Source organism: Spirillospora sp. NBC_01491, assembly GCF_036227065.1.
Classification (GTDB): Bacteria; Actinomycetota; Actinomycetes; order Streptosporangiales; family Streptosporangiaceae; genus Spirillospora; species Spirillospora xylanilytica.
Genome location: NZ_CP109432.1, coordinates 5,249,832 through 5,268,723 on the forward strand (window position 1 = coordinate 5,249,832; position 18,892 = coordinate 5,268,723).

Sequence of the window (18,892 nt, forward strand, 5' to 3'; positions counted from 1 at the left end):
TCACGGTGCTGATCGCCGACGACCATCCCGTCGTCCGCCAGGGGCTGCGGACCTTCCTCGGCATCCAGGAGGACATCGAGGTGGTCGGCGAGGCGGCGGACGGGACGTCGGCCGTGACACTGGCCGAATCGCTGAAGCCCGATATCGTGCTGATGGACCTCAAGATGCCGGGCGCCGACGGCCTAGCCGCGCTGACCGAACTGCGGGCTCGCGGTGTGGCCTCACGGGTGCTCGTCCTTACCAGCGTCACGGAACGGGGGCATGTGCTGCCGGCGGTACAGGCGGGTGCGGCTGGGTACCTGTACAAGGATGTCGACCCCCAGGCGCTCGTCCAGGCGATCAGGGCCGTCAACGACGGGCACGTCCTGTTCGCGCCCGACGCCGCCGAGGCGATGCTCCACGCGGGTTCGGAGGCCGACGACGACCGCGGCATGGCCGCGCTGACCGAACGGGAACGGGAGGTGCTCGTGCAGATCGCGCGGGGCAGATCGAACCGGGAGATAGCCCGCGCCCTCCTGGTCTCCGAGAAGACGGTCAAGACGCACGTCAGTAATCTGCTCATGAAACTCGGAGTGCAGGATCGGACGCAGGCGGCGCTGTTCGCCGTTCGGAACGGGCTCGCCGGTGACTGAAACAACTCCTCTGACCGGATCGTCATCGAAGTTGGTATGAACGTAGCAATCAGGTACGCAGCAGATAGCGACATCGGATGCAGCCGCGAGAACAACGAGGACTCGGGCTACGCCGGCGCTCGGTTGATCGCGGTAGCGGACGGCATGGGCGGCTACGCGGGCGGCGAGGTGGCCAGCTCGACCGTGATCGGGTCACTGCGCTCGCTGGACGGCGCCGACCATCACGTCGACGATCTGGTCGAGCGCCTGGGCCGTGCGGTCGCCGAGGCCAACGAGAAGTTGCGGATCGTCCGCGAGGAGCGGCCCGACCTTAGCCGGATGGGCACCACGCTCACCGCCATGCTGTGGTCGGGGCAATCGGTGGCGCTGGCCCACATCGGCGACTCGCGCGGCTATCTGCTGCGCGACGGCGAGCTCTTCCAGATGACCCAGGACCACACCATGGACGAGCTGCTCAAGGCGGAGGCCGAGCAGGCCGGCGGCACCGCCGACCCGGCCGAGACCTCGCGGCTGTCGCACGTCCTCTACCGGGTGCTCGACGGGCGGGACGACCGCGAGCCGGTCCTCAAGCTCCGCGAGGCCAGGCTCGGCGACCGCTACATGCTGTGCTCCGACGGGCTCAGCGGCCCGGTGGACGCCCAGCGGATCTACGAGGTGCTGACCGCCGAGGCCGACCCGACCCGGGCCGTCCGCCGGCTCGTCGAGATCGCCCGTGAGAACGGCGGCCCCGACAACATCACCGCGGTGATCGCCGACGTGGTCGAGGCCGAGCATGTGAACGAGGACGGGGCCGCCCCCATCACGGTCGGCGCCGCCGCCCAGTTCTGATCCCGTACACCGCCCGACCGCGCGAGCCCTGACTCTCCGCCCGCCGCGCCCGGTTCCGCAGCCGTGCCCGCCCCGGCCCTTGCGCCACGGCCCTTGCGCTCCGGCCCTTGCGCCCAGGCCCTTGCGCCCAGGCCCTTGCGCCCAGGCCCTTGCGCCCAGGCCCTCCAGCGCGCCTTCGACACGGTGTCGCGCCCCGGCCCTCGTGCCTGCGCAGCTCACGCGCGCGGCTTTTGGCGCCTCCCGCCACTTGCGCCGCTCGCGGGGTGAATGGGAGGGTTCATACCGCTCATCATGCGAAAGACCGCCCACACGGCTGGTGATTTGTCCTACCCTTTGCCATGAGGTGGATTCTTTTCACGCTCTGGGTAACGGTCCGGTCGCGGATGGTCGTCCGGACTTGACCTACCTCGGGGTGCACCCGGTATACGGGTCACCTGGATGAATGTCATCGAGGCGGAGGATTCGTGGGGGGAGCGCCCGGGGCGGCGGTCACCGGTGCACCGAAGGGTGCGCTCGGCGGGCTGACCAGCCGGACTCTCACCGCCGCACGGCACGGCCCCACGGGGACGCTGCTGCGTGTCGCGGCGATGGCCATCGCGGCCGTCGGCGCGGCGTGGATCCACCGTGCCAACGACCCCGGCGTGCTCTGTCCCCTCCGGGCGATCACCCAGATCCCGTGTCCCCTGTGCGGGGGGACCACCGTGTTCATCGAGCTCGGCTCGGGCCGCCCGGCCCAGGCCGTGCTGGCGAACCCGGTGGCCCTCACCGGTGCGATCGGCGTCGCCGTCGCACCGCTGGGTGTCGCAGGACGGTGGTGGGCACTCCAGCCGAGGACCCGCGCATGGGTGCTCGGTACCGCCCTCGTCGGGTCGGAGCTGTGGCAGCTCGCCAGGCTCGGTCTCCCATGGGTTTGAGGCCGTCGGCAATCGTCGGCCAGACTTGCGGAGCCCTCCGGGTCCGGCGGGCGTCACATAACAAGGGTCAATCAATAAGGAGCAAGTGTGGGTAACCCCTACGACCCGTACGGGCAGCAGCAGCCGGGCTATGGGCAGCAGCAGCCCGGCTACGGCCAGCAGCCCCCGGCTCAGCCCGGGTACGGTCAGCCGCCGGCCCAGCCCGGATACGGTCAGCAGCCGCCCGCGCCGCAGCCCGGCTACGGGCAGCAGCCTCCGGTCGCACAGCCGGGCTATGGTCAGCAGCCCCCGGTCGCACAGCCCGGCTACGGTCAGCAGCCTCCGGTCGCACAGCCGGGCTACGGTCAGCAGCCCCCGGCGGGCCCGCCCGGCTACGGCCAGGACGTCCACCACCACCACTACGGCTCGACGGGCCAGCTCGCCGAATGGGGCTCCCGCGTCGGTGCCACCTTCATCGACGGACTGCTCCTCGGCGTCCCCCTCGGCGTGCTCTACTTCCTCGGATTCCTGCTGGCCAGTTCCGGCAGCGGCGGCGCCGCGCTGTTCGGCGCTCTGATCATCTTGCTGGGGTTCGGCGCGGCGCTCGGCGTCGGCATCTGGATGATCTACCAGGAGGGCGCCACCGGCCAGACCATCGGCAAGCGCCAGATGGGCATCAAGCTGGTCGGTGCGCAAACCGGCCAGCCGATCGGGTTCGGCATGGCGTTCGTGCGCAGGATCGCGCACATGGCCGACGGTTTCGCGTGCTACATCGGCTACCTGTGGCCGCTGTGGGACGAGCGCAAGCAGACCTTCGCCGACAAGATCTGCAACACCCTCGTCGTCCGCGGCTGACGCGGCGACAGCGAGAGCGGGGCGTCCCTTCCAGGGGGTGCCCCGTTCGGCGTTCCCGGGTCAGGGCACCGGGTCGAACGCGCTGTTGCAGGCGGCGACCAGGGCCCGCCGCACCGCCCGGTCGAGCAGCCGGAAGGCCTCACTCCGCCGCTGGACCTGATCGGCGGTGAGGCCACGGTCTTCCAACCTCCGCGCCAGGTCGACCACCAGCGCGAGCCGGCCGGCGAGCGCGGCGACGCGGTGCGCGCGGGACGGATAGCCGGGCGCCAGCGGGTGGTCGGCCCGGTCGGGGTCGCGCAGGTCGACCAGCGCTTCGGCGATCCCGGGCGGGGCCGCGGACACGTCGTCGACGGTCAGCAGCACCTCGGTCGCGTCCCGCATCGCCAGCGTGAGCTGGCGGTCGGCGTCGGCGAGCGACGGCACGTCAGGCGGCGCGGGCGCGGCGTCGTGGACGTCCCAGCGCACCCCGACGTAGGACGAGCCGCGCCGGTCCTCGACCGGGACCAGCCCGATCGCCCGGTCGGGCATCGCGACGACGACGGCGGCCCCGGCGTCGATCGCGGCCATGGTGAACCCCGGCGGCCCGGTCAGCCCGAGCGGATCGCCGGGCGCGGGCAGCGCCAGCCGCAGCGCGGTCATCCCGGCCACCCGCAGCTCGCCGAGTCCGCGCCGGAGCGGCACCTCGGGCCCGCCCGGGGGCGCGCCGCCGAACGCCGCGGCGGCCGGGACGCCGCCGAGGATCTGCGGCCCGGCGATCCGCTCCATCGCGTCCACCGACTCGTCGAGCCCCACGTGACCGGTCAGCCACGCGTTGCCCCACGCGACCAGCGCGGTCGCCACGTCGTTACTCATCCCGTCCCCAAGAATCCCGAATGGGCATGCGAACCACCATAAGCGCTCCGCCCGGCGGCCTCGCTTCATCGGGGAGGGATGAGTCACCAGGCCCCGGCATCACATAGGTTCTTTCCTGACGACGGATCACCTGGCATGCGGGATTGGGGTTTGGGGCGCGCGATGGCCGGCGAGGTACTGCATCTCCGCGGAGTCGGGGTCAAGCGCGAGGGTGCGAACCTGCTGCGCGATGTCACATGGACCGTGAACGAGGACGAGCGGTGGGTGATCGTCGGGCCGAACGGGGCGGGCAAGACCACCCTGCTCCAGGTGGCCGCGGCGATGCTGCACCCCACCGACGGGACGGTGGAGATCCTCGAGGAGGAGCTCGGCCGCACCGACGTGTTCGAGCTGAGGCCGCGGATCGGCCTGGCCAGCACGGCGCTGGCCGAGAAGGTCCCGGCCGGCGAGACCGTCATCGATCTCGTGCTGACCGCCTCGTACGCCATCCTCGGCCGCTGGCAGGAGGAGTACGACTCCACCGACGTGACCCGCGCCATCGAGCTGCTCGACGCGCTCGGCTGCGCCGACCTGATGCGGCGGCGGTTCGCCACGCTGTCCGAGGGTGAGCGCAAGCGCGTGCAGATCGCCCGCGCGCTGATGCCCGACCCCGAGCTGCTGCTGCTGGACGAGCCCGCGGCCGGGCTCGACCTCGGCGGACGCGAGGACCTGGTCGCCCGGCTCGCCCGCCTGGCCGACGACCCGGCCGCCCCCACGATGGTCATGGTCACGCACCATGTGGAGGAGGTCCCGGACGGTTTCACCCACGCCCTGCTGCTCCGCAAGGGCGAGGTCGTCGCCCAGGGCAAGGTCGACGAGGTCTTCACCGAAGAGCACCTGACCGATTGCTTCGGCCTCCCCCTCGCCATCGACCGCCAGAACGGCCGCTGGTACGCCCGCGCCGCTTCCCGCTGACACTCCCCACCGCATCGCACCGCCCCCGCTGACATCCCCCGCATCCCCGCCCCCGGCCCAAATCCTCCGGGCTGCCCTGTCCGCGTACCCTGGCCGGACGCGGGTGCCGGCGGGTCTCTAGCATCGTTGGGCCGTAGGAACTCGTAGAGCTTGGGTGGGCCGGACTTGAACGTGCTCGACGCGGCGGCGGTGTTCGCCGCCGGGGTCGCCGCCGGGGGGATCAACGCCGTCGTGGGCTCCGGGTCCCTGATCACGTTCCCGACGCTGGTGGCGCTCGGCTTCCCGCCCGTGGTCGCCAACGTCTCCAACAACATCGGCCTGGTTCCGGGCAACGTGACCGGCGCGTACGGCTACCGGCACGAGCTCAAGGGGCAGCGCGCGCGGCTGCTGCGGCTGGGCAGCGCGTCGCTGCTCGGCGCGGTGTCGGGGGCCCTGCTCCTGCTGGGCCTGCCCGCCGGGGCGTTCAAGGTCATCGTCCCGGCGCTGATCATGATCGCGCTGGTGCTGGTGATCGTGCAGCCCCGGTTGCAGGCGTGGCTGCCGGACCGGAGCGAGCAGGACCGTCCCGCGCACGGCGGTCCGTGGCTCTGGCTGGGCGTGCTCGCCGCGGGCGTGTACGGCGGCTACTTCGGTGCCGCGCAGGGCATCGTGCTGATCGCGATGCTCGGCATCGCGCTCAGCGACGACCTCCAGCGCGTCAACGCGGCCAAAAACGTGCTGTCGGCGATCGTGAACGGCACGGCGGCCCTGGTCTTCATCCTGCTGTGGGCCTTCTCCGACGTCCGGATCAACTGGTGGGCGGTGCTGCTCATCGCGACCGGGTCGACGGTCGGCGGGCTGTTCGGCGCCAAGGTCGGCCGGCGGATCCCGCCGCCGGTGCTGCGCGGCGTGATCGTGGTCGTGGGCCTGGTCGCGATCGTGAATCTGCTGGTCTGACCAGCGGTTCCTACCGTATTGGGACGGTTCGAGGTGACCCCTCCTGGGTATAAGTCGAATATACGTTCGATAACCGGAGGTTCGCGCGCATGAAGGGCGACAGGGTCGAAATCATGATCGACGCCGGCGGAGAGGGCACCCGGACGTACGAGGTCGCCGCCACCCGGGCCGGCCGCCGGGTGGAGGTCGCCACCCGGCGCGGCGTGATCGAGGTCAGCGAGGTCACCCGGACGGGCTCGCCCGTCCGGACGGCCCGGTTCATGGCCAGCCGGGTGCTGGCCCTGGTCGAGTACCCCATCGCCGACGGCGAGGGACCGGGCGAGCACGCCCCCGTGCTCGCCCCCGGCTGAGTCCGTCCGCGCCGTGCCCCCGGCCGGATCCGTCCGCGCTCAGCCGAGCGGACGGACCTGGACGATGCCGTTGTCCAGGACGCGCGACTCGAACGCGGGCTGGCGGCCGGTGGCGGGGCCGTGGACCACCGAGCCGTCGGCGACCCGGAACGTGCTGCCGTGCCAGGGGCAGACCACGCAGATGTCGGCGTTGTCGTCGGTGATGACGCGGCCCTGGTGGAGGGGGCCGGCGAGGTGGCTGCACCGGTCGGTGAGGACGTGGATGTCGTCGCCGGTGCGCAGGACGAACAGGCCGATGTACCCGAGCCGGCGGTGCACCGGCCACCCGTCCGGCAGCTCGGACGCCGGGCACAGGTCGTGCCAGCCGAGCGGGACCAGATGGGCGACCGGGTCGGCGTGGCTGGCGCCCGCGGCCTGGCGGAACGCCAGGTGCCCGCCCAGGTAGCCGCCCGCCGTCAGCGCGGTGAGGCCCGCGTAGCCGAGGACGCGCCCGGTGCCCTGACGGCCGCGCCAGCGGGCCACCAGTGACGCGGTGTAGAGCAGGGTCGCGGTGGAGGTGCCCATCGCGTGGACCAGTCCGACACGCTGCTGCTCGCGGTGCAGGGCGGACCAGTCGGCCCAGCCGGTGAGCGCCGTGGGGATGGCGCCGGCGATGCCCGCGGCCACCAGCGCCTGGGCGGCCCGGCGGGTGCCGGGCAGCAGATCGAGCACGGCCACCGAGGCCCAGCAGCCCACCGGCACGTCGGTCAGCGGAGGGTGGGCCGGGTGCCCCGCGGGGACGCCGTGCAGCACGTCCTTGACCCGTCCGGGGTGCAGGGTGCGCCGCACGGCCATCGAGATGGCGCCGACCGCGCGGTCGAGCCCGCGGGCCTGTTCGAGGCTCTCGGCCACCTCCACCAGCCGGGGCCGGGCCACTGGGCGCGGACCGCGTCGGAAGATCTTGCTCGCCCGTCGGTTCATGTCCCTCCTCGGGTGCGTGCCTCCGGTGCCGATATAAAGACGGCCGTAATGGGGCGCCTGTTGCGAGGTTAGTCTTCGTGTTCACCGGCGGCCACCCGGGGGAAGAGATCCCGGGGATCGGCGAGGTGGCGGTGATGACCCACGGTGAGGAATATCTACCAGTGGGTAGGACGACCTAAACCCCGCTCCGGCGGGTGCCGGATGTAGCGCGGGAGTGCCTTCTCCGCAGCGGATCCATCGCTTACAGTGAGGACGATCGCACGCGACCGCTACGTGACCGGACGAGTCGAGCCCGATGGACGAACTCCCCCAGCAGCAGAGCGCCGCGCCGCAACGGCCGCGGCCGGCTCCTCCCTCCGAGCGCTCCCTGATCGACGACATCGAGGCGCGGTTCCCCGGCTGGGGGGCCTGGCTCAGCGACACCTTCCGCTGGTGGGCGTTCCGCACCGCGGCGGCGGCACTGACGATCGATCAGCTCCGGGCCGGATGCAGCCTCATCGTGCGGGCCGGCAGCCACGCCGAGCTGTGCGCCGCGGTCCGCGCCGAGAACGCCCGCGCCGACGCCGCCCGCCGCTCCGTCCACGACGCCGAGGCCCCCCACCAGCCCGACGCCCCCCAGCGCGCCATCGCCTGACACCGGTCGCCGTCCACCGTCCGCCGTTCGCGGGAGGTTCCGGGCATCCGGCCGGCGACCGCCCGACGTTGATCGCCGGACGGCCGTCCGGTGCGGGCCTCGGTCAGGGGACGGGGTGGACGGTGACCGGGACGCCGTTGAAGACGGCGTTGCCCGACAGGGGGTCGATCTCCTGTTCGTCGGTGACGGCGTTGGCGTTGACGCCCGGGTGGCGGTGGGCGACGCCGGTGCGGGTCCCCGGACGGTCGTGGCCCCAGCCGTGCGGGAGGCTGACCACGCCCTCCATGACCGTGTCGGTGGGTTCGGCGACGGCCTCGATCGCGCCGGTGCGCGAGACGATCCGGACGGTGTCGCCGGGGTCGATGCCGAGGCGCCCGGCGTCGGCGGGGTTCAGTTGCAGGGTGCACGTGTTGGAGCCGCGGACGAGCTCGGGGACGTTGTGCAGCCAGCTGTTGTTGGACCGCAGATGGCGGCGCCCGATCAGCAGCAGGCCGCCCGGGGCGGGACGGCGGGCGGCGAGCGCGGTGCGCAGCCGGTCGGCGTCGGCGGCGAACGACGGCGGGCACAGCTCGACCCGTCCGGACGCGGTGCTCAGCACCTCGTCCAGCCGCGGCTTGAGGGCGCCGAGATCGAGGCCGTGGGGGTGCTCGGTGCGCAGCCGGGTCAGGGTCAGCCCGTCCGGGTCGGCGCCGAATCCGTCGCCGTACGGGCCGAGCCGCAGCATCATGTCGAGGCGCTGCTCGGCCGGACTGCCCGGGTCGAGCATCTTGCGCAGCTCGCCGGGCTCGCGGCCGTGCACCGGCGAGCCGGGCAGGGCGGCGGCCTTGCCGAGCGTGCCGGTAATGATCATCTCGTCGAGGGCGCGTTCGCGGCAGCCGCAGCGCAGCGCGGAGTGCTCCGAGCGGCACTCGGATGTCTCGCCCGAGTGGCCCGAGCCGTCCCGGCCGGCGGCGATCACGGCGAGCCGGGCGAGGATCTCGGCCTCGCTCGGGCGGCCGTCCGGCAGCGGCACCGCGGCGGGCGAGTAGCGCACGTAGTCGCGGACCGCGAGGCCGAGCAGCGCCAGGTCGTAGTGCGGGGTCTGCGCCGGACGGGGCGGCGGCAGCACCACGTGGGCGTGCCGGGTGGTCTCGTTGAGGTACGGGTCGACGCTGACCATGAACTCCAGGCCGGCGAGCGCGGTGTCGAGGCGGGCGGCGTTCGGGGCCGACAGCGCCGGGTTCCCGCCGATGGTGATCAGCGCCTTGATCTGCCCCTCGCCCGGGGTCTGGATCTCGTCGGCGAGGGTGGCGACCGGCAGTTCCCCGTTGACCTCGGGCAGGTCGCGGACGCGGCTGCGCCACCGTCCGGTGTGGAAGGGCCGGTTGCGCCGCCGGTACACGGGGGTGTGCGCGGGACGGGGGAACATCGCGCCGCCCGGCCGGTCGAGGTTGCCGGTCAGCACGTTGAGGACGTCCACCAGCCAGTTGTTCAGCGTCCCGAACGTCTGGGTGCAGGTGCCGACGCGGCCGTAGACGGCGGCGCGCTCGGCGGCGGCGAGCTCGCGCGCGGTGCGGCGGATGACGGGCGCGGGGACGCCGGTGACGCCCTGCACCCGCTCGGGCGGGAAGTCGACGGCGAGCGCGCGCAGATCGTCCAGCCCGTTGATCCGCCCGGCCAAGTGCGCCGCGGTGGGACCGGTCACCAGCTCCTCGGCGAACAGGGTGTGGACGAGCGCGATCAGCAGGTAGGCGTCGGTGCCGGGCCGGATGAACAGGTGCTCGTCGGCGAGCCGCGCGGTGCGGGTGCGGCGCGGGTCGACCACGGTGATCTTGCCGCCGCGGGCCGAGATGGCCTTGAGCCGGCCGGGGAAGTCCGGTGCCGAGCACAGGCTTCCGTTGGACTCCAGCGGGTTGGCGCCGAGCATCAGCAGGTGGTCGGTGCGGTCGAGGTCGGGCACCGGGATCGCCAGCGGGTTCCCGAACAGGTGGCCGCTGCTCACGTGCTTGGGCATCTGGTCGGCGGTGCTCGCGGTGTAGAGGTTGCGGGTGCCGAGGGCCTTGACGATCGCGCCGGTGTAGAGCGGCCCGGCGATCGAGTGCGCGGTCGGGTTGCCGATGTAGACGGCCACCGCGTCGCGGCCGTAGCGCTGGACCACGGTGTCGAGCCCGCGCCGTACGGTCTGGAAGGCGTCCTCCCAGGTGGAGGGGGTGTGGGCCGTGCCGGCGCGCAGGACGGGGCCGGCGAGGCGGTCGACGTCGCCGTCGAGGCGGCCGAGGGTGGCGCCCTTCGGGCAGATGAAGCCCTTGCTCAGCGGGTCCTGCCGGTCGCCGCGCACGTGGGTCACCCCGCCCGCGTCGTCGAGGGTCAGTTCGAGCCCGCAGAGGGCTTCGCATAGGGGACACGTGCGGTAGGCCGTGCGGCTGCCCATCGGGTTTCACTCCTTGTGACCGGGACGCCCTAATCATCGCGTCATCCACAGCGACGCGCCATGCACGGACCGGGTTCGGCGTGAAAGTTCCGCAACTTCCACCTGAAACGGAGTTACCTTAAATGAAAGGACATCCGCCCGCCTCGCAGGGAGATGTGAGATGGAGGCGTGGGTCGCCTGGCTGCTCGTCGCCGCGTTGCTCGGCCTCGCCGAGCTGCTCACCCTCACGCTCGCGCTCGGGCTGCTCGCCGTCGCCGCGCTCGCCGCGGGCGCCACCGGCGCGCTGGGGTTCCCGCCCGTCGCGCAGGCGGCGGTGTTCGCGCTCGGCTCGGTGGCCGGCATCGTGATCGTCCGCCCGATCGCGCGGCGGCACATCAGGCAGCCGCCGCTCCTGCGGTCCGGCACCGCCGCCCTGGTCGGACGCGAGGCGTACACGCTCACCGAGGTCACCCGCGCCGGTGGCCGGGCCCGCATCGGCGGCGAGGAGTGGACCGCCCGGCCGTACGACCCCGACCTGGTGATCCCGGCGGGCAGCACCACCGACGTCCTCGCCATCGACGGGGCGACGGCCCTGCTCTATCCCGTCGCCGGCCCGGCCGTGCCGGACTGAGGAGCCATCATGACCGACATCGCCATCACCGTTCTCGTCCTCCTGGTCGCCGGCGTGGTCGTGCTGGCCACGGCCATGCTGCGCGCGGTGTGGATCGTCCCGCAGGCGCGGGCGCGCAACGTGGAGCGGCTCGGCCGCTACAGCCGGACGCTCCAGCCGGGCATCAGCTTCGTGGTGCCGTTCGTGGACCGGGTCAAGACCCTGATCGACCTGCGCGAGCAGGTGATCGCGTTCAAGGCGCAGCCGGTGATCACCGAGGACAACGTGGTGGTGCACATCGACACCGTGCTGTTCTTCCAGGTCACCGACCCGCGCGCGGCCGACTACGAGATCGTCGACTACATCAAGGCGATCGAGCAGCTCACCGCCACCACGCTGCGGAACGTGATCGGCACCCTGGACCTGGAGGCCAGCCTCACCTCCCGGGACCGGATCAACACCGCGCTGCGCGGCGTGATCGACGACGCGTCCGGCAAGTGGGGCATCCGGGTCACCCGGGTGGAGATCAAGGCGATCGAGCCGCCGCCGTCCATCAAGGACGCGATGGAGAAGCAGATGCGGGCCGAGCGGGAGAAGCGCGCCGCGATCCTCACCGCCGAGGGCGGCCGGCAGTCCAAGATCCTCACCGCGGAGGGCGACAAGCAGTCCACCATCCTGCGCGCCGAGGGCGACAAGCGGGCCGCGGTGCTGGAGGCCGAGGGGCAGGCGGTGGCGATCGAGCAGGTCTTCTCGGCGGTCCACGCCGCCGACCCCGACCCCAAGCTGCTCGCCTACCAGTACCTCCAGACGCTGCCGAAGCTCGCCGAGGGCCAGGGCAGCACGTTCTGGGTGATCCCGAGCGAGGTCACCTCCGCGTTGCAGGCGGTGTCGGAGGCGTTCGGTGGCGGCCCCGAGGGGACCAAGAGCCCCGCCGGGCCCGCGGGACTCCCCGGGCTCGTCCAAGGCGCCGCCCCGCATGGCGAGCTCGGCGCCGGAGACGTCCCCGCGCCGTCACCGCCGTACGAACTCGCGCCCGGCGACCGTGAGCCCACCGAGTAGTCACACCCGGCCCCGTCCGCTCCACTCCCATCACCCTCGCTGAAGCCGGCTGGCATCGGGCCGTGCGGTGGTTCGCGCGTGGAAGGGGCCCCGGCCTGGGGGCCGGGGTCCCTTACTGGTGTCAGCGTCCGTTGACGCCCAGGCCCTTGGCGACGCGGTCGCCGAGGTCCTTCTGGATGTTGCGCCAGTACTCCGCGACGCGGACCTTCATTTCGGGGGTCACCTCGGGGGCGGAGGCGTGACCGAGGATGTTGCCCACCATGTTGTCGCGGTCGGTGTCGGACAGGACCTTCTCCCACAGGGCGCGGGGCTGGCCGAAGTCGTCGTCGTCGCGGTGCAGGGTGTAGGCGCTGCGGACGATCTCGCCGGCGACGTCGTAGGAGTCGCCCTTCCACAGTTCGGGGTCGGCGACGGGGCCGCCCACGGTGTTCGGGGTGTACACCGGGTCCGCCGGGTTGGTGTACGCCATGGCGCCGTCCTTGTTGTAGGTGTGCACCTCGTTCCTGGGGCGGTTGACCGGGAGCTGGAGGTAGTTGGCGCCGATGCGGTGCCGGTGGGTGTCGGGGTAGGAGAACAGCCGGCCCTGGAGCATCTTGTCGGGCGAGGCGCCGATGCCCGGGACGAGGTTGGCGGGCTCGAACGCGGCCTGCTCGATCTGGGCGAAGTAGTCGTCGGGGTTGCGGTTCAGCGTCCACCTGCCGATGGTGATCGGCTCGTAGTCGGCGTGCGGCCAGACCTTGGTCAGGTCGAACGGGTTGAACCGGTAGTCGGCGGCCTCCTCGAACGGCATGACCTGCACCTGGACGGTCCAGGTCGGGAAGTCGCCGTTCTTGATGGAGGTGTACAGGTCGCGGATGTGCAGGTCGGCGTCCTTGGCCTGCCATGCGGCGGCTTCGGCGTCGGTGAGGTTCTTGACGCCCTGGTCGGTCTTGAAGTGGTACTTGACCCAGAACTTCTCGCCGGCCGCGTTGTACCAGAGGAAGGTGTGCGAGCCGTATCCGTTCATGTGCCGCCACGAGAACGGGGTGCCGCGGTCGGACATCAGCAGCGAGACCTGGTGCGCCGACTCGGGCGACTGCGTCCAGAAGTCCCACTGCATGTTGTGGTCGTGCAGGTGGTTGTCGGCGCGGCGCTTCTGCGAGTGGATGAAGTCGGAGAACTTCTGCGGGTCGCGGATGAAGAACACCGGGGTGTTGTTGCCGACGAGGTCGTAGTTGCCCTCGCCGGTGTAGAACTTCACCGCGAAGCCGCGCGGGTCGCGGCTGGTGTCGGCGGCGCCGAGTTCGCCGGCGACGGTGGAGAAGCGGACCAGCGACTCGGTGCGGGCGCCCTTCTGGAACAGGCCGGCCTTGGTGAACTGGCTGACGTCCTCGGTGATCTCCAGCGTGCCGAACGCGCCGCCGCCCTTGGCGTGCACGACCCGTTCGGGCACGCGCTCGCGGTTGAAGTGCGCCATCTTCTGGATGAGGTAGTGGTCCTGAAGCAGCAGCGGGCCGTTCGGGCCGATGGACTGCGAGTGCTCGTCGCTCGGTGCGGCGATTCCGGCGTCGGTGGTGGTGGTGGGCCTCTCGGACATGGGCGCGGTTCTCCTTTGCCTGCGTTGGTGTTCGGGATCCGCCGGGGTCAGGCGGGGGCCGGATCGCCGGCGGGACGGCAGTCCGGGCACAGTCCCCAGAAGGTGACGTCGGCCTCGTCGACCAGGAAGCCGGCGTCGCTCGCCGGGACCAGGCAGGGGCGGTGCCCCGCGACGCAGTCGACGTCCTCGACCGTTCCGCAGCCCCGGCAGACCAGGTGGTGGTGGTTGTCGCCGACCCGGCCCTCGAACCGGGCGGGACCGCCGGCCGGCTCGATCCGGCGGACCAGGCCCGCGGCGGTCATCGCGTGCAGGGCCTCGTACACGGCCTGGAGGGAGATGTGGCCGACGCGCTCGCGCACGCCCGCGGCGATCGCCTCGACTCCGAGGTGGTCGCCGGCCCGCACCGTCTCCAGGAGCGCGACCCGTGCCGCCGTGACCCGCAGGCCGGCGCCGCGCAGCTCGGTCGCGGGTGCCGGGGTCTCGAACGCGGTCATGCCGTCAACCTACCCCCCTAAACACGAATGATTCAAGACAATGAATCGTCCGTCTTTAGTGCCCGTGAGGTCACGTTCGAGCGGGCCGGAACCGATCACCGTCCGTAGGGGATGTTTCACGTGGATCATCGCCGGGCCGGGCCGGGCCGTCGGAGGCGCGTGACATGCTGGGCCGATCCGATTGAGGAGGAGCGGTCTCATGCGCGGTAGTACGGTCGTGGTGACGGCCCTGGCCGGGATGACGGCGCTGGTCGCGGCCGCATGCGGCAGCGGCCCGGGGAGCTCCGAGGCCAAGGGCGGGACGGCCCCGGCCAGGCCGCCCGCGGCCACCGCGGGCAAGGGGGCCGGGCCCGCGCCGAGGCCGGCCCGGCAGCCGATCACGATCGCGTTCGGTGGCGACACCCACTTCGAGGGCATGCTGCGCGGGCGGCTGGCGAACCCGGCGACCGCGCTCGGCCCCGTCGCGCGGACGCTCCGCGCGGCCGACCTCGCGATGGTCAACCTGGAGACCGCGATCACCACGGGCGGCACCCACGCGCCCGGCAAGGAGTTCGCGTTCCGCGCCCCGCCGTCGGCGTTCGCCGCGCTGAAGGGCGCCGGGGTGGACGTCACGTCCATGGCCAACAACCACGGCATGGACTTCATGGAGGAAGGGCTGCGCGACTCGCTCAAGGCGATCCGCGCCAGCGGCTTCCCCACGGTCGGCATCGGCAAGAACGCCGACGAGGCGTACGGTGCCCACCGCGTCACGGTGAAGGGCAACCGGGTGGCGATCGTCGGCGCCACGCAGGTGCTCGACGACCACCTGATCCAGCAGTGGACGGCGACCGGCGGCAAGGGCGGGCTCGCGTCCGCCAAGGACGTCCCGCGGATGGTGGCGGCGGTCCGCGCGGCCCGCAAGGACTCCGACCTGGTCATCGTGCACCTGCACTGGGGGCAGGAGCTCAAGGCGTGCCCGCTGCCCCGGCAGCAGGACCTCGCCAAGCAGCTCGTCGCGGCCGGCGCCGACGTGGTCGTCGGCGGGCACGCGCACGTCCCGCTCGGCGGCGGCTACCTCGACGGCAAGTACGTCCACTACGGCATGGGCAACTTCGTGTTCTCGTCCGCGTCGGGGCAGACCGCCAACTCCGGGGTGCTGGTGCTGCGCGTCGACAAGGGCAAGGTCACCGCCGCCAAGTGGAAGCCCGCGCGGATCAGCGGCGGCCTCCCGATCCCGCTCAAGGGCGCCGCGGCGGCGGCCGAGGTCGAGCGGTGGAACGGCCTGCGCGGCTGCACCGGGCTCTCCGCCCGTCCCTGACTGGACTCTCCCACCGGGGGAGGGGCCAAGCTCGGGGTGTGAGCGAAGAACTCCTGCCGATCGGCCAGTTCGCCCGGCTGTGCCGGCTGAGCGTCAAGCAACTGCGGAACTACGACGAGCTGGGCCTGCTGGCCCCGGCGCACGTCGACCCCGCCTCGGGCTACCGCTACTACCGTCGTGACCAGGCGCGGGACGCGCTGTCGATCGGGCTGCTGCGCTCGCTCGACCTGCCGCTGTCGCTGATCGGGCGGGTGCTCGCGGACGGCGGTGCCGCCGCCGGGACGCTGCGCGAGGCCCGCGACCGGATGGAGGCCGACCTCGATCGCCGCCGCCGGGCGCTGGCCACGCTCGACCGGGTGCTGGCGGACGGGCTGCCGCGCGCCGAGGTGACGGTGGTCCGCGAGCCGGCCGTCCAGGTCCGGGCCGTTCGGGACATGGCGACTCCGACGACGTTCGGCGCGGTGACCTCGGCGTGCGTGGCGCGGCTGCTGGACGGGCTCGGTCCCGCCGGGCCGCAGGGCCCGCTGGTCGGGCTGTTCCCGCTGGACCTGGCCGACGAGATCGTGGTCGGCGTCACCGCCCCGGACCCGTCCGGCGGCGAGGTGCTGCCGGGCGGGACGTTCGCCGTGGCCGTGCACGTCGGCCCGTTCGACCAGATCGCGTTCACCGGGCACGCGCTGCTGGCGTGGTGCGCCGACCACGGGCACACGCCCCGCGGGCCGCTGCGGGAGATCTACCTCACCGACCCCGCCGGGGTCGCACCGGACGAGCTGGAGACCCCGCTCATGATCAAGCTGGAGGACGTGGGATGAACCGGTACGAGGCGGCCGAAGAGCCGGAGTTCGCGGAGTTCGGGCCGGTCGGCGGCCTGGGCGTGACCGGGCGGGGCGAGCCCGGCGGGCCCGCCTTCACGGCCGCGGTCGGCGCGCTGTACGCGGTCGCGGGCGCGGCCGGGATCGTCCCGCCGCCGCTGGAGGGGCGCTGGTGGGTGGAGGACGGGCGCCCACCGCTCGACGTCCCGCGCGGGGAGTGGTGGTGGCACCTGTTCCTCCACGCCGCGGACGGCATGGAGCCGAGCGCGGCCGACCGGGCGCGGGAGGCGGTGCTGCCGCAGATCCCGGCCGCCGCGCGGGTCCAGTTCGTCACGTTCACCGAGGGACGGTGCGTGCAGATGCTGCACCGCGGCCCGTTCTCCGAGGAGCCGCGCAGCCTCGCCCGGATGGACGCGCTGATGGAGGTTGAGGGGCTGGTGCCGAACGGGCTGCACCACGAGATCTACCTGTCCGACCCGCGCGAGGTCGCCCCGGAGAAGGCGCGCACGATCCTGCGCCGCCCCGTCCGTCCGGCCGCTACCTGACCCCTGACCCTGACCCCTGCCGCCTCGTCCCGCCCGCGGCAGGGGTCAGGTCGGGCGCTGCTGCATATGATCAGGCAGATGAACGGCCCCGTCACACTCAAGGTCGCCGCGACGCCGACCGCTCCCGCTCTCGTCCTTCGCCCCTGGTGCGCGGAAGATGTTGCCGCGCTGGTCGGGGTGTATCGGGACCCCGATCTGCGGCGTGGGACGAGCATGCGTGTGGAGAGTGAAGATGATGGGCTGAGGTGGGTGCGGGCTCAGGAGCGGGGCTGGGCAGCAGGAGACCGGTTCGGCTTCGCCGTCCTCGAAACGGTCCTTGATGCGGCGCCGCCGCGGTTGGTGGGCAACGTTGTGCTCAAGGGAGTCGCATCCGGCAAGCCTTCCGCCGAAGTCGGTTACTGGACGGCAGCACAGGCTCGTGGGCGGGGCGTGGCCTCACGAGTCCTGGAAACTCTCACCGCCTGGTCCTTCGATGCCTTCCGAGCAGATGGTCTGAAATGCCTCGAACTTCTCCATCAGGTCGACAACCCGGCATCCTGCCGTGTCGCTGAGAAGAGCGGCTACCAGTTCGACAGGATCCTGCCGCCGGCTCCGCCTTCCTTCCCGCTCAATGGTCATCTGCACATACGGCGCGCAGCTGCCTGATCCCGTCTCGTCCCGTTCTGGCGACGCCCGTTTCTCTGCCTTGGCCCCCTTTCGAGTGCGAGCTCAACCGGACGGAACGCCCGAGGACCACACTCCGAACCACTGCTCGGCGCCGTACTCCTCGAACCGCTCCACCTCGGTGAACCCCAGCTTCGCCGCGACGCGCATCGCGCGGTCGTTGGCGCTCTGGGTGCAGAGCACCACCGGCTCGCCGGGAAGCGCGTCGGCGAACCAGTCGAGTGCCGCTGCGCACGCCTCGGCGGCGTACCCGTATCCCCACGCCTCCGGCAGGAACAGGTAACCGAGCGCGGCCTCCCCGGCATCCGGCCGGACGTGACCCGGATGCTCCGCATCGCGCCGATCGAGCGTGATCATGCCGATCATCGCCCCATCGAGATCGATCACGAAGAGGCCGGGGCGCCGCCCCGGCACCTCGGGCACCGCCCGTTCGAGCTCATCACGCGGCCGAGGGCCACCGATGTAGGTGCCCACCTCTGGCGATGCGAACAGCTCGATGAACGCCGCACGGTCCCGGGCCTCGGACTCGCGGAGCACGAGCCGCTCGGTTCTGATCGGGGCAGGCGGCCAGTCGACGGGTCCAAGCTCAGTCATGGCGGGCAAGCTATCGCAGGGGGGCACCGCCGTCCTGGTCGCCGAGCCGTCCATCGCCGCCATGCGCGCCCACATCGACCGCGGCTACGTCCTGGTCCGGGGCCGGATCGCGGCCGTCTCCGAGGACGGCGGCCCCGGCCTCGACCGCCTCTACCAGGAAAAGATGGGCATCCAGCGCACCTAGAGTGGTGGGTCGATCACTCTCCGGATCAGAGAATGGTCGGATGGAACCTCGTGAGCACGGCCCGCTGCCGCCCCTGCTGATCGTCCTCACCGTGGTCACCGGGCTGGTCGACTCGGTCAGCTACCTCGCGCTCGGCCAGGTGTTCGTCGCGAACATGACGGGCAACATCATCTTCCTCGGCTTCGGGCTGGCCGGCGCGGGCCACATCCGGGCGACGACCTCCCTGCTGGCGATCATCGCGTTCGCCGTCGGCGCCGCCTTCGGCGGCCGGGCCGCCACCCGCAACCCTCCCCACCGCGGCCTCCTGCTCGCGGGCGTGACCGGGGTGCAGGCCGTGCTGGTCGCCGCCGCGGCGACGTTCGCGAACCTGGCCGAGGTCTCCGACGCCTGGACCCGCTCGTCCCTGATCGTCCTGCTCGGTATCGCCATGGGCGCGCAGAACGCCGTGGTGCGCCGCCTCGCCGTGCCCGACCTCAAGACGACCGTGCTCACCCAGACCGTGACGGGCCTGATCGCCGACGACTCCGAGACCCCCGAGCGCCTCCGGCGCCTGGCCTCCGTCGCGTCCATGCTGGTGGGCGCCCTGATCGGCGGCTTCCTCCTGCGCACCGTCGAGCCCTACGCCCCACTCTGGACCGCCGCCGCAGCACTGGCCGCCTGCTCCGTGGCGGCCTACTTCGCCGTCACCCGCCGCCCGAATGCCACCACCTGGAGCTGACCCGGCGCCAGCAGCCGAACGACGATGGTGGGGAGGGGTGCGGGTCCGCATCTCGTG

22 protein-coding genes are annotated in these 18,892 nt (G+C 72.3%); 16 read left to right on the forward strand and 6 right to left on the reverse strand.

Annotation, left to right across the window (positions count from 1 at the left end; all coding sequences use genetic code 11):
- The first annotated feature begins 5 nt into the window (after nt 1-5).
- The 4 genes from OHA34_RS24570 to OHA34_RS24585 all read left to right on the forward strand — a co-directional run bounded on the left by OHA34_RS24570 (nt 6) and on the right by OHA34_RS24585 (nt 3,208).
- Nucleotides 6-632, forward strand: a complete 627-nt coding sequence (locus tag OHA34_RS24570; protein ID WP_329519026.1) for a response regulator transcription factor — start codon at nt 6-8, stop codon at nt 630-632.
- 36 nt (nt 633-668) lie between these two features.
- Nucleotides 669-1,460, forward strand: a complete 792-nt coding sequence (locus OHA34_RS24575) for a PP2C family protein-serine/threonine phosphatase (RefSeq protein ID WP_329519027.1) — start codon at nt 669-671, stop codon at nt 1,458-1,460.
- 464 nt (nt 1,461-1,924) lie between these two features.
- On the forward strand, nt 1,925-2,374 hold the full coding sequence (locus OHA34_RS24580; RefSeq protein ID WP_285939330.1) for a DUF2752 domain-containing protein: 450 nt from the start codon (nt 1,925-1,927) through the stop codon (nt 2,372-2,374).
- Nucleotides 2,375-2,461: 87 nt separating this feature from the next.
- A complete protein-coding gene (locus OHA34_RS24585; protein WP_285939328.1) occupies nt 2,462-3,208 on the forward strand; it encodes an RDD family protein in 747 nt (248 codons plus the stop codon).
- Nucleotides 3,209-3,268: 60 nt separating this feature from the next.
- On the opposite strand, the gene OHA34_RS24590 is transcribed toward OHA34_RS24585, so the two are convergent.
- The gene (locus OHA34_RS24590; protein ID WP_329519028.1) at nt 3,269-4,060 is read right to left on the reverse strand and encodes a hypothetical protein; all 792 of its coding nucleotides are present in this window, start codon (nt 4,058-4,060) and stop codon (nt 3,269-3,271) included.
- A gap of 162 nt (nt 4,061-4,222) precedes the next feature.
- Between OHA34_RS24590 and OHA34_RS24595 the strand changes: the two genes are divergently transcribed.
- The 3 genes from OHA34_RS24595 (at nt 4,223) to OHA34_RS24605 (ending at nt 6,300) form a co-directional block, all read left to right on the forward strand.
- Complete coding sequence (locus OHA34_RS24595; RefSeq protein ID WP_285939326.1) at nt 4,223-5,014, forward strand: ABC transporter ATP-binding protein; 792 nt, start codon at nt 4,223-4,225, stop codon at nt 5,012-5,014.
- Between the two features lie 165 nt (nt 5,015-5,179).
- Complete coding sequence (locus OHA34_RS24600; RefSeq protein ID WP_285939324.1) at nt 5,180-5,950, forward strand: sulfite exporter TauE/SafE family protein; 771 nt, start codon at nt 5,180-5,182, stop codon at nt 5,948-5,950.
- A gap of 89 nt (nt 5,951-6,039) precedes the next feature.
- Complete coding sequence (locus OHA34_RS24605; RefSeq protein ID WP_329519029.1) at nt 6,040-6,300, forward strand: hypothetical protein; 261 nt, start codon at nt 6,040-6,042, stop codon at nt 6,298-6,300.
- Between the two features lie 39 nt (nt 6,301-6,339).
- Here OHA34_RS24605 and OHA34_RS24610 read toward each other — a convergent pair whose 3' ends face one another.
- Nucleotides 6,340-7,260, reverse strand: a complete 921-nt coding sequence (locus OHA34_RS24610; RefSeq protein WP_285939321.1) for a Rieske 2Fe-2S domain-containing protein — start codon at nt 7,258-7,260, stop codon at nt 6,340-6,342.
- A 295-nt stretch (nt 7,261-7,555) separates the two neighbouring features.
- Here OHA34_RS24610 and OHA34_RS24615 point away from each other — a divergent pair, with 295 nt between their 5' ends.
- The gene (locus OHA34_RS24615) at nt 7,556-7,894 is read left to right on the forward strand and encodes a hypothetical protein (RefSeq protein ID WP_285939320.1); all 339 of its coding nucleotides are present in this window, start codon (nt 7,556-7,558) and stop codon (nt 7,892-7,894) included.
- A 103-nt stretch (nt 7,895-7,997) separates the two neighbouring features.
- Here the strand turns inward: OHA34_RS24615 and OHA34_RS24620 are convergent, their stop codons facing one another.
- Nucleotides 7,998-10,304, reverse strand: coding sequence for a molybdopterin oxidoreductase family protein (locus tag OHA34_RS24620; RefSeq protein WP_285939319.1), 2,307 nt, complete (start codon nt 10,302-10,304; stop codon nt 7,998-8,000).
- Nucleotides 10,305-10,464: 160 nt separating this feature from the next.
- On the opposite strand from OHA34_RS24620, the gene OHA34_RS24625 reads away from it, so the two are divergent.
- Together OHA34_RS24625 and OHA34_RS24630 are read left to right on the forward strand one after the other, a co-directional pair.
- Nucleotides 10,465-10,914, forward strand: coding sequence for an NfeD family protein (locus OHA34_RS24625; protein WP_329519030.1), 450 nt, complete (start codon nt 10,465-10,467; stop codon nt 10,912-10,914).
- Nucleotides 10,915-10,923: 9 nt separating this feature from the next.
- Nucleotides 10,924-11,952 carry an SPFH domain-containing protein gene (locus OHA34_RS24630; protein WP_285939317.1) on the forward strand — a complete coding sequence of 343 codons (1,029 nt, stop codon included), beginning with the start codon at nt 10,924-10,926 and terminating at the stop codon, nt 11,950-11,952.
- Nucleotides 11,953-12,073: 121 nt separating this feature from the next.
- Here the strand turns inward: OHA34_RS24630 and OHA34_RS24635 are convergent, their stop codons facing one another.
- Both OHA34_RS24635 and OHA34_RS24640 read right to left on the reverse strand, forming a co-directional pair.
- Complete coding sequence (locus OHA34_RS24635) at nt 12,074-13,528, reverse strand: catalase (RefSeq protein WP_329519031.1); 1,455 nt, start codon at nt 13,526-13,528, stop codon at nt 12,074-12,076.
- A 47-nt stretch (nt 13,529-13,575) separates the two neighbouring features.
- The gene (locus OHA34_RS24640; protein WP_329519032.1) at nt 13,576-14,022 is read right to left on the reverse strand and encodes a Fur family transcriptional regulator; all 447 of its coding nucleotides are present in this window, start codon (nt 14,020-14,022) and stop codon (nt 13,576-13,578) included.
- 199 nt (nt 14,023-14,221) lie between these two features.
- Between OHA34_RS24640 and OHA34_RS24645 the strand changes: the two genes are divergently transcribed.
- From OHA34_RS24645 to OHA34_RS24660, 4 genes are all read left to right on the forward strand, one after another.
- A complete protein-coding gene (locus OHA34_RS24645) occupies nt 14,222-15,319 on the forward strand; it encodes a CapA family protein (RefSeq protein ID WP_285939308.1) in 1,098 nt (365 codons plus the stop codon).
- A 38-nt stretch (nt 15,320-15,357) separates the two neighbouring features.
- Nucleotides 15,358-16,131 (forward strand): MerR family transcriptional regulator, encoded by a 774-nt coding sequence (locus OHA34_RS24650; protein WP_285939306.1) that lies wholly within the window; start codon nt 15,358-15,360, stop codon nt 16,129-16,131.
- Nucleotides 16,128-16,676, forward strand: a complete 549-nt coding sequence (locus OHA34_RS24655) for a GyrI-like domain-containing protein (protein WP_329519033.1) — start codon at nt 16,128-16,130, stop codon at nt 16,674-16,676. Before OHA34_RS24650 ends, OHA34_RS24655 begins: the two co-directional genes overlap by 4 nt.
- A gap of 78 nt (nt 16,677-16,754) precedes the next feature.
- Nucleotides 16,755-17,321, forward strand: a complete 567-nt coding sequence (locus tag OHA34_RS24660) for a GNAT family N-acetyltransferase (RefSeq protein ID WP_285939303.1) — start codon at nt 16,755-16,757, stop codon at nt 17,319-17,321.
- 63 nt (nt 17,322-17,384) lie between these two features.
- Here the strand turns inward: OHA34_RS24660 and OHA34_RS24665 are convergent, their stop codons facing one another.
- Entirely contained in the window at nt 17,385-17,933 is a 549-nt protein-coding gene (locus OHA34_RS24665) for a GNAT family N-acetyltransferase (RefSeq protein ID WP_329519034.1), read from the reverse strand.
- On the opposite strand from OHA34_RS24665, the gene OHA34_RS24670 reads away from it, so the two are divergent.
- Entirely contained in the window at nt 17,932-18,117 is a 186-nt protein-coding gene (locus OHA34_RS24670; RefSeq protein ID WP_329519035.1) for a hypothetical protein, read from the forward strand. The two genes, OHA34_RS24665 and OHA34_RS24670, sit on opposite strands and share 2 nt — an antisense overlap.
- Before the next feature lie 40 nt (nt 18,118-18,157).
- Nucleotides 18,158-18,835: a YoaK family protein gene (locus OHA34_RS24675; RefSeq protein ID WP_285939301.1), complete on the forward strand. Its 678-nt coding sequence runs from the start codon at nt 18,158-18,160 to the stop codon at nt 18,833-18,835.
- The last annotated feature ends 57 nt before the right edge of the window (nt 18,836-18,892 follow it).